Origin of the sequence: Sinorhizobium sp. 7-81 (assembly GCF_030124405.1) — a bacterium.
Taxonomy (GTDB): Bacteria; Pseudomonadota; Alphaproteobacteria; order Rhizobiales; family Rhizobiaceae; genus Sinorhizobium; species Sinorhizobium psoraleae.
The window spans coordinates 304,044-318,554 of sequence record NZ_JASKLT010000002.1 but is presented as its reverse complement, the minus strand read 5'-3'; the positions used below and the strand labels follow the sequence as shown (position 1 = coordinate 318,554).

Sequence of the window (14,511 nt, the reverse complement as noted above, 5' to 3'; positions counted from 1 at the left end):
CCGAACCGTCCTTCCGGCTTCAGTCGTGAAGCCGGAAGAATGAGTCCTTTCAATGCGCCCGGGACGCCGGAAACACCGGCGTCCCGCGCGAAGAACGACAGAAGGAAACGGCATGTTCAGGTTTCTGCTTGTCCGCATCGCCTCTGCCATTCCGGTATTGCTTGTCCTGAGCGTGGCGACCTTTGCCATCATCCAGGCGCCGCCCGGCGACTACAGCGACTATATCCGCTCGCAGCTGATCAACCAGGGCGGGGCGTCCTTCGAGGAAGCCGACGCGCAGGCGCAGGCCTATCGTAAGGAGCACGGACTCGATCAGCCGTTGCCGATCCAATACGTCAACTGGATGACGGGCATCGTGACCCGAGGCGATTTCGGCCACAGCCTTTATTACAACAAGCCGGTTGCCGACGTCGTTGGCGAGCGCCTGCCGCGCACACTGGCGCTGGCGCTGGTGTGCCACTTTCTGGCATCGGTCATCGGCATATCCTTCGGCATCCTTGCTGCGACGCGGCAATATTCCTGGGTCGACAGCCTGCTTTCGACCGTGTCGTTTCTCGGCATGACGGTGCCGCGCTTCCTGATGGCGCTGATCATCGTCTATGTCCTCGTCTTCCATTTCAATGTCAGCGAGATCAACAGCTTCAATTCCGCCCGCTACGGCGGGGCCCCCTGGTCGTGGGACAAGTTCGTCGATCTGGTGAAGCATGTCTGGCCGGTCGTCGCGATCGCGACGTTCGGCGGGCTTGCCTACAACATGCGCGTGATGCGCGGTAACCTGCTCGACACGCTGAACGCGCAATATGTCGAGACGGCGCGCGCCAAGGGCCTGAGCGAGGGCGCCGTCGTCATGCGGCATGCCGTTCCGAACGCGCTGCATCCGCTGATCATGTATCAGGGTGTCGTGCTTCCCTACATGCTGACCGGCGAGATCGAAACGGCGATCATCTTCGCTCTGCCGACCGTCGGCCCGGCGATCGTCGGTTCGATGTGGGTGGGCGACGTCTATGTGACCGCCACCTTCATGCTGGTTCTGTCGGCGACGCTGATCGTCGGCAACATCATCGCCGACCTGCTGCTTGCCGCGCTCGATCCGAGGGTGCGCATGGGAGGGGGAGCCTACGCATGACCATGGAAGCGCACAGCACCATTCCGGTTGCTACGCAGCCGAAGGAGCAACCGAAGGAAAAGCACCACAATGAAAGCTATTCGGCTCTCGTCTGGCGCCGCCTCAAGCGGTCCTGGACCGGTCTTCTCGGCCTGATCCTCGTCAGCCTGCTGGTTCTCATGGCGCTCTTCGCCGATTTCCTGTCGCCCGTCGATCCGAAGGCGACTGGCGTAGGCTTTGCACCGCCGCAGGCGATCAGCCTTCACGACAAGGACGGCAATTTCGTCTTCCCGCCGCGCAGCTATCCGGTGCGCGAGACGGAAGAACTCGATCCGATCACCTTCCAACCGGTGATCGGCCCGGATTACGACAATCCGCAGATCCTCGGCTTTTTCGTCAAGGGCGCGCCCTACCGCCTTCTGGGGCTCATCCCGGCGGAGCGCCATCTTTTCGGCGCGGTCGACGGGACGGCAGTCCATTTCCTCGGCACCGACAAGTTCGGCCGCGACGTGCTCGCGCGCATTCTTCATGGCTCGCGCATCTCGCTGATGATCGCGCTCATCGTCGTCTTCATCGTCACCGTGGTCGGCACGACCGTCGGCATGGTGTCCGGCTATTTCGGCGGCCGCTTCGACGCGTGGGTGCAGCGCTTTGTCGAACTCGTGCTCGCCTTTCCGCAACTGCCGCTCTATCTGGCGCTCGCCTCGCTGATCCCGGTGACAGCGCCGACCAGCGTCTTCCTCGCTTTTGTCATCGTCGTGATGTCGGCGCTCGGCTGGGCGCAGATGTCGCGTGAGGTCCGCGGCAAGACGCTGGCGCTCGCTCGGATCGACTATGTCCGCGCGGCGATCGCGATCGGCGCGACCGACCGGCGCATCATCTTCCAGCATATCTTCCCGAACGTGATGAGCCACGTCATCGTCGCGGTGACGCTGTCGATCCCGCAGGTCGTGCTGCTCGAATCCTTCCTCGGTTTCCTCGGATTTGCGGTGAAACCGCCGCTGATCTCCTGGGGGCTGATGTTGCAGGACACGGCGAATTATTCGGCGATCGGTTCCTATCCCTGGATTCTCTCGCCCGTCGCCTTCGTGCTCGTCACCGTCTTCGCCTTCAACGCGCTCGGTGACGGCCTGCGCGACGCAATCGACCCCTATTGAGGAGCACGCCAATGGCGACGACAGAGACTATTGCCCCGGCTCCTGAAGAAAGGCGCGACCGCCACACCAAGGATACGCGGCCGGTCATCGATGCCCGCAAGGTTGCGGTCACCTTCAAGGTCGAGCATGGCACCGTGGAAGCGGTGAAGGACGTCTCCTTCCAGCTCTACCGCGGCGAGACGGTGGCGATCGTCGGAGAGTCCGGCTCCGGAAAGTCGGTGACGGCACGGACTGTCATGGGGCTTTTGTCCAAGCGTGCGACGATCGCTCCGCAGGCGCGCATCGAATATGACGGCCGCGACGTCCTGAAGTTCTCGAAAAAGCAGCGGCGGGCGCTTCGCGGCGATCGGATCTCGATGATCTTCCAGGAACCGATGAGTTCGCTCAATCCCGTTTACACGATCGGCAGCCAGATCATTGAGGCGATCCGCGCCCATCGGCGGATGAGCCGTCGCGCGGCGAACGAACGGGCACTGGAGCTCCTGCGACACGTGCAGATACCGGATCCGGAGGCGCGGCTGAACCAATATCCGCACCAGCTTTCCGGCGGCCAGCGCCAGCGCGTGATGATCGCCATGGCGCTCGCCAACGACCCGGACGTACTGATCGCCGACGAGCCGACGACGGCGCTCGACGTTACCGTGCAGGCGCAGATCTTGAATCTGATCCGCAAGCTGCAGAAGGAACTCGGCATGGCCGTGATCCTGATCACCCACGACCTGACGGTCGTCAGGCAGTTCTCGGACTATGTTTACGTCATGCAATACGGCGAGGTGAAAGAGCACAACACGACGGCCGCGCTCTTCGCCAACCCGCTCCACGCCTACACCCGCCGGCTGCTTGCGTCCGAACCTTCGGGTGCGGCCAATCCGCTGCCGGACAATGCGCCGATCATGCTCGACGGCCGCAGCGTCCGCGTCTCTTTCATGCTCAAGAAGGGCGGCTTCTTCAGGCCGGAGCTGAAGGAGCTCGTCGCGGTCGACAGCCTGAACCTCCACCTGCGACGGCACGAAACGCTCGGTCTCGTCGGCGAGTCCGGCTCGGGCAAGACCACCTTCGGCCAGGCGCTGATCCGCCTCATCAACACCGACAGTGGCGAGATCTACTTCGATGGTCAGCCGATCCATGGCAAGGACCGCAAGGCGATGCGGCCGCTTCGCTCACGGATTCAGGTCGTCTTCCAGGACCCGTTCGCCTCGCTCAACCCGCGCATGTCGGTCGGGCAGATCATCGAGGAAGGACTCGTCGTCAACGGCATCGGCGAGAACCGGCAGGACCGGTTGGCGCGCGTCGAGGACGCGCTCGTCAGCGCCGGCATGCCGGCCAATATCCTGTCGCGCTTTCCGCACGAATTTTCCGGCGGCCAGCGCCAGCGCATCGCGATTGCACGGGCGATCGCGCTGGAGCCGGAGTTCATCCTGCTCGACGAGCCGACCTCGGCGCTGGATCTCTCGGTGCAGGCCCAGATCATCGACCTGTTGCGCAAGCTCCAGGACGAGCGGGGTCTGAGCTATCTCTTCATCTCCCATGACCTCAAGGTCGTGCGCGCGCTCTGCCATCGCGTGGTGGTGATGCAGCACGGCAAGATCGTCGAAGAGGGGCCAGTGAACGAAATCCTTTCCAATCCCAAGACCGCCTACACCGAACGGCTCGTCCGGGCCGCCTTCGATGTGGCCGCATGACCTTCAAACAGAGGTATCCCATGAACAGGCAACCCAAGATCACCTTCATCGGCGCCGGCTCCACCGTCTTCATGAAGAACATCATCGGCGACGTCTTGCAGCGCCCGGCGCTTGCCGCTGCCACCATCGCGCTGATGGACGTGAACCCTGAGCGGCTCGCGGAAAGCGAGATCGTCGCCGGCAAGCTCGTGCGCACGCTCGGCGTGAAAGCCAGGATCGAAACGCACTCGAACCAGTTGAAGGCGCTCGAAGGGGCCGATTTCGTCGTCGTCGCTTTCCAGATCGGCGGTTACGAGCCCTGCACCGTCACCGACTTCGAAGTGCCGAAGAAATACGGGTTGCGCCAGACGATCGCCGACACGCTCGGCGTCGGCGGCATTATGCGCGGCCTTCGTACAGTGCCGCACCTTTGGAAGATTTGCGAGGATATGCTTGAGGTCTGCCCCGAGGCGATCCTGTTGCAATACGTCAACCCGATGGCGATCAACACCTGGGCGATCGCAGAAAAGTACCCGACGATAAAGCAGGTGGGCCTCTGCCATTCGGTGCAGGGCACGGCCTTCGAGCTTGCCCGCGACCTCGACATCCCGGTCGAGGAAATCCGCTACCGTGCGGCCGGCATCAACCACATGGCCTTCTACCTCAAGTTCGAGCACCGGCAGAAGGATGGCAGCTATCGCGACCTCTATCCGGATCTGATCCGCGGCTATCGCGAAGGGCGCTTCCCGAAGCCCAGCCACTGGAACCTGCGCTGCCCGAACAAGGTGCGCTACGAGATGCTGACGCGACTTGGCTATTTCGTTACCGAGAGTTCGGAGCATTTCGCCGAGTACACGCCCTATTTCATCAAGGACGGCCGCCCGGACCTGATTGAGAAATTCGGCATTCCGCTCGACGAATATCCGAAGCGCTGCATCGAGCAGATCGAGCGCTGGAAGGGTCAGGCGGCCGCTTACAAGGAGGCCGAGACGATCGAGGTCGCCGAGAGCCACGAATATGCCTCATCGATCATGAACTCGGTCTGGACCGGCGAACCTTCGGTCATCTACGGTAACCTCAGGAACAACGGCTGCATCACCTCGCTGCCGGAAAACTGCGCCGCGGAAGTCCCGTGCCTCGTCGATGCCTCGGGCATCCAGCCGACCTATATCGGCGCGCTGCCGCCGCAACTCACCGCGCTGATCCGCACAAACATCAACGTCCAGGAACTGACGGTTCAGGCGCTTGTCACCGAGAACCGCGAGCATCTCTATCACGCGGCGATGATGGATCCGCATACGGCCGCCGAACTCGACCTCGATCAGATCTGGTCGCTTGTCGACGACCTGCTCGCAGCCCACCGAGACTGGATTCCGGAATGGGCGCGTGTTTCGAAAAAGGTTCAGGCCGCCTGATTTTTTCTCCCGGTCAGGCGGCAAGAAAGCCCCGGGACAATCGTTCCGGGGCTTTTCCACAACCGCCCCTTAAAAATCGCGCCGCGGTGCGCCACATTACCTGAATGTATATCCTGCATGTTCGCTCAATCGGCGTCGATTGGAGGGACGAGCATGCAGCGATTGGAAATGCCACAGCGGGCTGTGTGCATCCAAAAGGACGCAAGATCGCTGCCGGCGATGACGGAGTGTCGCAATGCAGTCGCTATTGAATCCAGGTCTCGCCGAGGCACGCCAGGACGACGGAACCCGGCCGAAGCGGGGGCGGAAAGTCCTCGACTGGCTGATCAACGAGACGCGCGGCGAGCGTTTCATCGACAACATCTTCGTGGAAATGTGCGAACGGCTGGTGGTGGCCGGCGTGCCGGTCGCGCGGGCGACGCTTCATTTCAGGATCCACCATCCGCAATGGATCGGCGCGCGCATCCTCTGGCGGAAAGGGCTGGCGGAGGCGGAGCTCCAGACCTATGAATACGGCATCGAGGATACCGAGCAATATCTGAACAGTCCGCTGCACGAGTTCAACAACGGTGCGCCGGAGGTGCGAGCGCACCTCGATGACCCCACGGCGGACGGCCCGAAGTACCCTCTTTACGATGAGTTGCGCGCCAGCGGTCTCACAGACTATTTCATCTGGCCGCTCGAGCACACGCTCGGCAAGCGGCATGCGGTGAGCTTCGCAAGCGACAGGCCGGGCGGCTTCAGCGAGGACGACATGGCAGTCTTCGCCGATCTCCTGCCGGTGCTGGCGCTCGTCAGCGAGATCAGATTGAAGAACCGCTTCGCCCGGACGCTTCTGGAAACCTATGTCGGTCCGCATGCAAGCGAACAGATCCTCGCCGGCGCGACGACGCGCGGCAGCGGGGTGACCGTCGGCGCCGCGATCCTGATCTGCGATCTCCGCGACTTCACGAAACTGTCCGACCTCTGGCCGCGGGACGACGTGATCGAGCTGTTGAACGGCTATTTCGACGCGATGTGCGAACCGATCGAGCGGCATGGCGGCGAGATACTCAAGTTCATGGGCGATGGCCTTCTGGCGATTTTCCCGTTGAGCGACCCGATGGCCTGCAACAATCTTCTCAGCGCAATCGGCGAAGCACAGGCGGCGTTTGCCAGGCTGAACGAGGAGAACCTGAAAAAGGGCCATGAACCGCTCGGCTACGGCATCGGCGTCCATGTCGGCGACGTGATGTATGGCAATATAGGCTCACGCAAACGCCTCGACTTCACGGTGATCGGGCCGGCCGTGAATATTGCTTCCCGCCTCGAAAGCCTGACGAAGGTGATCAAGCGGCCCGTCCTGCTCTCCAGGGCCTTCGTCGAAATGGCGAAATGCCAGGGCGAGCTGGAAAATCTCGGCTCCTATCCGGTAAGGGGGCTCGACGAGCCGATCGATGTCTTCGCGTTTTCCGGCAATTCCGCGCCGGCGGATGCGGCTGCAAGATGTTAGATTGGGCAACTATCTTGGCAAATCTATAGCTTACGGAAGACCCTCAGCGCGCCAACATACCTTGCACGACAGTAATGTATGGGTCTGGCGGACGCTTTTCCGCCCATCCCTGTGCCTGTCACAGGGATCCAGCAGCGCCGCGTCTGCGCGCGGAAAAGTCTTTTCAGCCCAAGGACTTGGGCTGGCTGGATTCCTGTGACAAGCACAGGAATGAGGTTGCGAGGAGACGCTTTGCCGTGACCGCGACCGATGAGATTACGGTCGCCCCACGAAGAGGCAGGCGAAGGCAAGGTGACCGGAACAGGGCCTGCCGGGAACTTATGCGTTCCTTATGTCTTTGCCATGAGTCCGTATCGATTTCCCTATGCGACTTCGGGTCGGGCTGACATGGAACGGGATAACGCTTTAGCGGAGCCGTTGCCTTCAGAATTCCACAGTTGTCGCGTCAAGCGGGCTCCGACGTGGAGACGAGTATCGGCGGCGTGACCGCCGATACTTGCAGTGAGCTAAGAGACGATGAAGATCAAGAATGGCTTCAGGATTACCTGGAAGACCAGCCGAAATCTGCCAGTTGAGTATTTCATCCTGACGAACGTGCAGTTCGAAGGAAGAGTCATCGGCCATCTGGCCGGCCGCCCGATCCGCGAGACTGCCGTCGACAACGACGGGCTTCGGTATCGGTTCGTCGGTGTCGCGCCGCGCGACGAGAGAGGCCGATTCGATGTCCAGTCGCTCAAGACCGGCGAATGGATCGTCCAGCCTGGACTGGTTTACGCTCAGAATCCGATGCTGAGTGATCGCGCGGCGTGACCTCTTTGCAGCGCCGCGCGTCGAGCGTCAGCGCCAGCGCGCGGTCTTTTCGATCCATTCCCGCGTCCGGCCTTCCGGGTAGGCATTCAGCGTGATGTCGGTGACGACGGCCGCACTGTCTGCTCCGTGGGCGAAGACGCCTTCGAGCCGGTCGGTGTTCAATCCGCCGATCGCGACCAGCGGAAGCGGCCGTACGCGCTCGCGCCAGGCGGAAATGCGGGAAAGTCCCTGCGGCTGCCATTTCATCTTCTTGAGGATCGTCGGGTAGATCGGCCCGAGCGCCACGTAGTCCGGCTTGGCGGCGAGCGCCGTTTCGAGCTCCGCCTCGTCATGGGTGCTGAGACCGAGCTTCAGCCCGGCCGTGCGGATCGCCGCGACATCGGCCTCGGCGAGGTCCTCCTGACCGAGATGAACGAAGTCGCAGCCTTCCTCGATTGCGATCTGCCAATAGTCGTTGACGATCAACTGGCAGCCATGGGCGGCGCAGACCGCCCTGGCGCGGCGGATCTCGCTTCTGAGATCCGATTCGGGGCGATCCTTGATCCGAAGTTGCACCAGCTTGACGCCGAGCGGCACGAGGCGCTCGATCCAGGCGGCACTGTCGACGATGAGATAGAAGGGATCGAGCTTCACGAGAAGACTGCCTTTCCGATGACGGGGGTCGAGGGAACAGCCATGTCGCGCGGTTCGAGCATGCCCGCCTCGAAGGCGGCGCGGCCGGCATCGATCGCCTTGGCGAAGGCTGAGGCCATCAGCGCCGGTTTTCCCGCGCCTGCAACGGCGGTGTTGAGCAGCACCGCGTCGTAGCCGAGCTCCATTACGGTCGTGGCATGCGAGGGCCGGCCGATGCCGGCATCGACGATCAGTGGCACATCGGGAAAATGCGCGCGCATGGCTCTAAGTGCCCCGATGTTCTGCGGCCCCATGGCGCTGCCGATCGGCGCGCACCAGGGCATCAGCACTCTGCAGCCCGCCTCGACCAGCCGTTCGGCAACGACAAGATCGTCGGTCGTATAGGGGAAGACCTCGAAACCTTCGCCGGCAAGGATGCGCGCCGCCTCGACGAGCCCGAAGACGTCCGGCTGAAGTGTGTCGTGATGGCCGATGACCTCGAGCTTGATCCAGTTCGTGCCGAAGACCTCGCGCGCCATCTTCGCCGTCAGCACCGCCTCCGACACCGCGTGGCAGCCGGCGGTGTTCGGCAGAACGCGTGCGCCGAGTTCGCGGATGAGTTCGAAGAAGGCGCCGCCCTGCCGGCCGCCGGCCGTCTCACGGCGGAGCGATACGGTGACGACCTCGGTGCCCGCCTGCCGAACGGCATCAGCGAGGATAGCGGGGGAGGGGTAGCGCGCCGTGCCTAGCAGCATGCGCGAGCCGAGTTCCTGTCCGTATAATGTCAGCATGTTCAGCCTCCCTTCATCGGCGAGAGAATTTCGATCCGGTCGCGATCGTTGAGCCGATGGCTTGCTCTGTCGGTCCGGTGAACGAGTTCGCCGTTGACGGCGGTTGCGAGCCACTCGCCCTCGTACTCGAGCGCCAGCAGCAGCTCCGACAGCGTCTTTGCGCTGCTCTCCAAGGTCTCGCCGTTGACGATGTAGGTCATTGGGTTGCTCCCTGTCGGAAAGAAGGATTGGGGGAGAATGGCGGATGTTCCGCTCCGCAGAGCTTTTCTGCGAGCTGCCGTGCCATGGCGGGCGCAAGCAAGAAGCCGTGGCGGTACATGCCGGCGATCGCGAAGCCGTCGTCGCGGTCGAGGACGCGTGGCAGGTTGTCGGCAAAAGCAGGCCGGACGCCGACGCCCATCTCCACGACGCGCGCCTCGCCGAACGCAGGATGTACGGCGTAAGCGGCGTTCAGGAACTCCATCACCGAGCGGGCGGTGATCGGTCCGTCATCATCGGTTTCGATCATGGTCGCGCCGACCATGAAACGATGGTTATCACGTGGCACGATATAGAGCGGGTGGCGCGGATGAAGCAGGCGGACAGGCCTTGAGAGGCTGATCTCGCAACCATCCAGAAAAAGATCCGCAACACCTAGTCGACTAATGCCGGGTGTGTTGGCGATCGCCGCCGCACCTGTGCATTCGACCACTGCCGAGAAGGGCGTATCGGACGGCAGGTCGGTGCTCCCGAGATGGAAGCGGACGCCTCTCTCGACGAGCGCGGCGTAAAGGCCGTCCATTGCCTTTCGCGGATCGAGATGGGCTTCTTCGGGAAAGAACAGCGCGCGGTCGAACCGGCCCGCAAGGTCCGGTTCGAGTTCTCCGATCGTGTTGCCGCCGACCCATTCGTATCCGCGGGTGCGGGCGGCGAAGCGGGCGAGCTCACCGCTGTCCCGTCCTGCGGCGATCACCAATGTGCCCCTGCGGGACACTTCGCCGGGGGCAGCCTCCTCCCACCAGTCGGCGGCGGAAAGCCCGAGCGTCAGCACTGCTTCATCGGCCGCTTCGCGTTCGCAGTAAGGCGCAATCATGCCCCCGGCATAGCTGGATGCGCCGGTTCCTACGGTTTCCGCCGCGTCCAACACCTCCACCGCGATCCCGCGGCGGCTGAGCTCGAAGGCGGCGGCAAGGCCGGCGACGCCGGCTCCCTTGATCAATACCGTCATCCTACTCTCCTGGCTGCGCTTCTTCGCCGACCGGCATATAGAGGTCGCCGCCATCGCGGTATTTGGCTGCCATCGCCTCGAGCCCTTCCTTCTGCGCCTCGGCACGGATGTCGTGGGAAATCCGCATCGAACAGAATTTCGGGCCGCACATGGAGCAGAAATGCGCGACCTTGTGCGCTTCCTTCGGCAGGGTCTCATCGTGGAAGCTGCGCGCCGTTTCCGGATCGAGCGATAGATTGAACTGGTCTTCCCAGCGGAATTCGAAACGCGCGCGGGAAAGCGCGTCGTCGCGAATGCGGGCGGCCGGGTGACCCTTGGCGAGGTCGGCGGCATGTGCCGCGATCTTGTAGGTGATCACGCCCGTCTTGACGTCGTCGCGGTCGGGCAGCCCCAGGTGCTCCTTCGGCGTCACGTAGCAGAGCATCGCGGTGCCGAACCAGCCGATCATCGCGGCACCGATGCCCGAGGTGATGTGGTCGTAGCCGGGCGCGATATCGGTCGTCAGCGGCCCGAGCGTGTAGAAGGGCGCCTCGCCGCAGACGGCAAGCTGCTTGTCCATGTTTTCCTTGATCTTGTGCATAGGCACGTGGCCTGGGCCTTCGATCATCACCTGGCAGTCTTTTGCCCAGGCGATCTTCGTCAGTTCCCCGAGCGTTTCGAGTTCGGCGAACTGAGCGGCGTCATTGGCATCGGCGATCGAGCCGGGACGCAGGCCGTCGCCGAGCGAGAAGGAGACATCATAGGCGCGGCAGATGTCGCAGATCTCCTCGAAATGCTCGTAGAGGAAGCTCTCGCGGTGGTGATGGAGGCACCATTTGGCCATGATCGAACCGCCGCGCGAGACGATGCCGGTGACGCGGTTGACGGTCAGCGGAATGTAGTGCAGCCGCACGCCGGCATGGATGGTGAAATAGTCGACGCCCTGCTCGGCCTGCTCGATCAGCGTGTCGCGATAGACCTCCCAGGTCAAATCCTCGGCGATGCCGTTCACCTTTTCGAGCGCCTGATAGAGAGGGACGGTGCCGATCGGCACGGGCGAATTGCGGATGATCCATTCGCGGATGTTGTGAATGTTGCGGCCGGTCGAAAGGTCCATGACGGTGTCCGCGCCCCAGCGCGTCGCCCAGACCGTCTTCTCCACTTCCTCGGCCATCGACGAGGTGACGGCGGAATTGCCGATATTGGCGTTGATCTTCACCAGGAAATTGCGGCCGATGATCATCGGTTCGGATTCCGGATGGTTGATGTTGGCCGGAATGATCGCCCGACCAGCTGCGACTTCCTGGCGAACGAATTCGGGCGTGACGAAATCGGGGACCGAAGCGCCGAAGCTTTCGCCGTCGCGCGTCAGCGCCTCCTTCGCCGCCTTGCGGCCGAGATTCTCGCGGATCGCAATGAACTCCATTTCCGGCGTGATGATGCCGGCGCGGGCATAGGCGAGCTGGGTGACGGCCTGTCCCGCCTTTGCCCGCAAAGGTTCCTGGCGAACGGGAAATTCAGGGGTCAGCTTTTCGCCCGTCGCAAAGCCGTTGTCCTCCGCCTTGACGCTGCGCCCCTGATAGGCCTCGACGTCACCGCGTCCAAGGATCCAGTCGCGGCGAAGCTGCGGCAGGCCCCGATCAATGCGGATATCCGCATCGTCGAGCGTATAGGGGCCGGAAGAATCATAGACGGCGACCGGCGGCTCACCGGACGTCGGATGCAGCGCGATCTCGCGCATCGGCACACGGATCTGCGGATGGATCTCGCCGGCCTTGTAGACTTTCTGCGAGGCGGGAAGCGGACCCTGCGTGACCGAGGGAGTCGTGCGCGGCGGGTTGATAATATTCATCGTGAGGCTCCAAAGTTTACGCGTTGGAGACCCAGTTCTGAAGCCGGAAGGATGAAAAGACGCTGCGCCGATGGATCGCGAAAATCGGAATCCTGGCTGTCGCACGTCCGCACCGTCCCTACGCCAGTATGAACTGGATCAGGTTCAACGGGTCACTGCGCGCTTTAGCAGTATCTCAGCCCCTTGCCGGGACCCCCCTGGTGAATGGTGCGAATAGTGCCGGTTATCGGCGTGGCGTCAAGATGGTTTTTTGAGCTTCGGCGGCCGGTTCCTATTCGGCGCGCGCTAAATCGTATCACGAATGCGCCTAAGGCTATTCTTGTGGAAAACCGTTCGGCATCGGTGCGCTTCTGTGCAGTCTAGTGAATATTAGCTGCACTGAATGAGGAGAGTGTCCTGATTCCAGAGCTCGGAGAGAAGGCCTCGCATTGGCGGAGCCGCAAGCGGAAGAAGCAACCGCAGCTTACTCCCGTGTCGCAAATGCGGAGCTTTTGGGGTCTGATGTGGGCCTATTGGTTCTCCGACAGGTGGCGGGAAGCTTGGGCCCTGGCGGCGATCATCGTCGTGCTGACGGCGTTTTCGGCGCTGTCGAGCGTTTGGTTCGCCGATGCCTCGGGCGAACTCGTCAATGCGATTGCCTTTCTCCACCATCCGCAGAATCCGACGACACTCCGCTCCATTCTAGCAAGCGCGGCGACGATGGTCTCGATCGTCGTGCTGAAGGAAGCCGGGTTCACCGCGGTCCGGCACTTCCTCTCGACGATGCTGCATCGCAAATGGCGCGCCTGGCTTGACGAGCGCTTTAACGACGCATTGCTCAGCCGCAACCATACACATCTTCACTTGCTGCGCGGCGCGTCCGAGGCGACCCCGATGGCCGGGGGGATGCCGGATAACATAGACCAGCGCATCCAGGAGTCGATCAAGGGCATGACCGGCGGGGCCATCGGACTGGCGATGGGCATCGGCGGCGTCACCCTGTCGCTTTTCTTCGTTGGTGGGAGGATCATCGAAAGCTCCACCGAGGTTGGCGGACTGGAATTCCTTGGCAGTTACGGCAGCGCCTGTCTGACACTTGCCGCCGTCGCGGCCTATGTTCCCATCAGCACGTTTCTCGCAGTCAAGATCGGTGCAATTCAGCAGCGGCTGGACGTCAGGATGCAATCGGCCGAAGGCAGCTACCGCCGCGAACTCACAACGCTGCTCCACCGCAGCTTCCATGTCGCGGCCTCGCGAGGTGAGGGGGTGCAGAAGCGCATCCACAGCCGGCGCTATCGCGAAATCGACCAAACCTGGTCGAGCCTGAACATTCTGACGGCTTGCTATATGGGCTTCGAGCTCGTCTATAATTTCATCGGCTCGCGCGTCATCGCCTATGCGCCCGGACTGCTGCCCTATGCCGAGAGCAAGATCAGCCTGCGCGGCTATGTGACAGGGGCGGAGCTCGCTAATGCCATCATCAACGATTGCTCGTGGTTCATTCATGTCATGCCAGACATAGCCCGGCTCAGGGCCAATGCAGGGCGCATCACCGATCTCGCAAAGGCGATCGAGGACGTGCAGCAGCCGCGCGCATTCTATGCCCGCACCGGCCGGTCGGAGCTAAGCTGCGTTCGGCAGAATCGCGAGATTGGCTTGACCATCCAGCGCCTCGAACTGATGCACCCGGGCGCCGACTTGCCCTTCCTTGCGACAGGCTACCTTCACTTCAACCCAGGCGAATGGACACTTCTCGTCGGTAGATCCGGCAGCGGCAAGTCTTCCCTGCTCAAGGCGATCAATGGTCTGTGGCCGCATGGCCGCGGCTCGGTCGCACTGCCCAGACACGTGCGGACGCTTTTCGCCGCGCAGGAGGTCAAGCTGCCGCCAATATCATTGAAGGAACTGATCTGCCTGCCCGAAGAGGGCGATGCCCATAACGACAGGGAAGTCGCAGCGGCGCTCTCCAGGGCCGGCCTTTTCGATTTCGTCGGTGATCTCGCCGGGGAGGGGCGTGGGACGCAAAGCTGGGACCAGCTTCTTTCCGGCGGCCAGAAACAGAAGCTCGTGCTTGCGCGCATCCTCCTGCATCGTCCGGGTCTGCTGTTCCTGGACGAGCCGACCAGCGCCCTCGACGGCGAGGCGGCGATCACGTTCCATCAAACAATCAAGGATGAGTGCCCCGGTGTAATCGTCATCAGCATTATGCACGCCGCCGTGCCTCCGAAATCCAAGACGGGCAAACAATTCTACGACAACGTGCTCGCCATCGCCGACGGCAAGGTCACGAAGAGACCGCTGTCGCTGTTGCCGTTCGGCGCGACCGAACTCACGCGCGTGAAGCCGCGCGCCGAAACGATCGGACCGATATTGCGGTAAGCTCGGCCACTGGGGCGGGATGAGGAAAAGTGTTTGGCTTCCACCCCTATCCCGCGCCAGCTTATTAGATTC

Annotated in this window: 12 protein-coding genes and 1 riboswitch; of the genes, 7 read left to right on the top strand and 5 right to left on the bottom strand. The window is 62.5% G+C overall.

Annotation, left to right across the window (positions count from 1 at the left end; translation table 11 throughout):
• Positions 1-112: 112 nt before the first annotated feature.
• From QN224_RS08795 to QN224_RS08770, 6 genes are all read left to right on the top strand, one after another.
• A complete protein-coding gene (locus QN224_RS08795; RefSeq protein ID WP_269286458.1) occupies positions 113-1,126 on the top strand; it encodes an ABC transporter permease in 1,014 nt (337 codons plus the stop codon).
• Positions 1,123-2,262 carry an ABC transporter permease gene (locus QN224_RS08790; RefSeq protein ID WP_283976340.1) on the top strand — a complete coding sequence of 380 codons (1,140 nt, stop codon included), beginning with the start codon at positions 1,123-1,125 and terminating at the stop codon, positions 2,260-2,262. Before QN224_RS08795 ends, QN224_RS08790 begins: the two co-directional genes overlap by 4 nt.
• Positions 2,263-2,273: 11 nt before the next feature.
• Positions 2,274-3,944, top strand: a complete 1,671-nt coding sequence (locus QN224_RS08785) for an ABC transporter ATP-binding protein (RefSeq protein WP_173511813.1) — start codon at positions 2,274-2,276, stop codon at positions 3,942-3,944.
• Positions 3,945-3,964: 20 nt separating this feature from the next.
• Entirely contained in the window at positions 3,965-5,338 is a 1,374-nt protein-coding gene (locus QN224_RS08780) for an alpha-glucosidase/alpha-galactosidase (RefSeq protein ID WP_283976339.1), read from the top strand.
• Between the two features lie 235 nt (positions 5,339-5,573).
• Positions 5,574-6,830, top strand: a complete 1,257-nt coding sequence (locus tag QN224_RS08775) for an adenylate/guanylate cyclase domain-containing protein (RefSeq protein ID WP_283976338.1) — start codon at positions 5,574-5,576, stop codon at positions 6,828-6,830.
• A gap of 516 nt (positions 6,831-7,346) precedes the next feature.
• Positions 7,347-7,640: a hypothetical protein gene (locus QN224_RS08770; RefSeq protein WP_283976337.1), complete on the top strand. Its 294-nt coding sequence runs from the start codon at positions 7,347-7,349 to the stop codon at positions 7,638-7,640.
• Positions 7,641-7,667: 27 nt separating this feature from the next.
• Here QN224_RS08770 and QN224_RS08765 read toward each other — a convergent pair whose 3' ends face one another.
• The 5 genes from QN224_RS08765 to thiC are packed head-to-tail and all read right to left on the bottom strand — an operon-like array spanning position 7,668 to position 12,081.
• Positions 7,668-8,273, bottom strand: coding sequence for a thiamine phosphate synthase (locus QN224_RS08765; protein ID WP_283976336.1), 606 nt, complete (start codon positions 8,271-8,273; stop codon positions 7,668-7,670).
• A complete protein-coding gene (locus tag QN224_RS08760; protein ID WP_283976335.1) occupies positions 8,270-9,043 on the bottom strand; it encodes a thiazole synthase in 774 nt (257 codons plus the stop codon). The genes QN224_RS08765 and QN224_RS08760 overlap by 4 nt, the downstream gene beginning before the upstream one ends.
• Before the next feature lie 2 nt (positions 9,044-9,045).
• Positions 9,046-9,243 (bottom strand): sulfur carrier protein ThiS, encoded by a 198-nt coding sequence (gene thiS, locus QN224_RS08755; RefSeq protein ID WP_283976334.1) that lies wholly within the window; start codon positions 9,241-9,243, stop codon positions 9,046-9,048.
• Positions 9,240-10,250: a glycine oxidase ThiO gene (gene thiO / locus QN224_RS08750; RefSeq protein WP_283976333.1), complete on the bottom strand. Its 1,011-nt coding sequence runs from the start codon at positions 10,248-10,250 to the stop codon at positions 9,240-9,242. Before thiO ends, thiS begins: the two co-directional genes overlap by 4 nt.
• 1 nt (position 10,251) lies before the next feature.
• Positions 10,252-12,081, bottom strand: a complete 1,830-nt coding sequence (thiC, locus tag QN224_RS08745; RefSeq protein WP_283976332.1) for a phosphomethylpyrimidine synthase ThiC — start codon at positions 12,079-12,081, stop codon at positions 10,252-10,254.
• A 97-nt stretch (positions 12,082-12,178) separates the two neighbouring features.
• Positions 12,179-12,290: riboswitch (TPP riboswitch) on the bottom strand.
• A 271-nt stretch (positions 12,291-12,561) separates the two neighbouring features.
• On the opposite strand from thiC, the gene QN224_RS08740 reads away from it, so the two are divergent.
• Positions 12,562-14,439: an ABC transporter ATP-binding protein/permease gene (locus QN224_RS08740; RefSeq protein ID WP_283976331.1), complete on the top strand. Its 1,878-nt coding sequence runs from the start codon at positions 12,562-12,564 to the stop codon at positions 14,437-14,439.
• Positions 14,440-14,511: the final 72 nt, after the last annotated feature.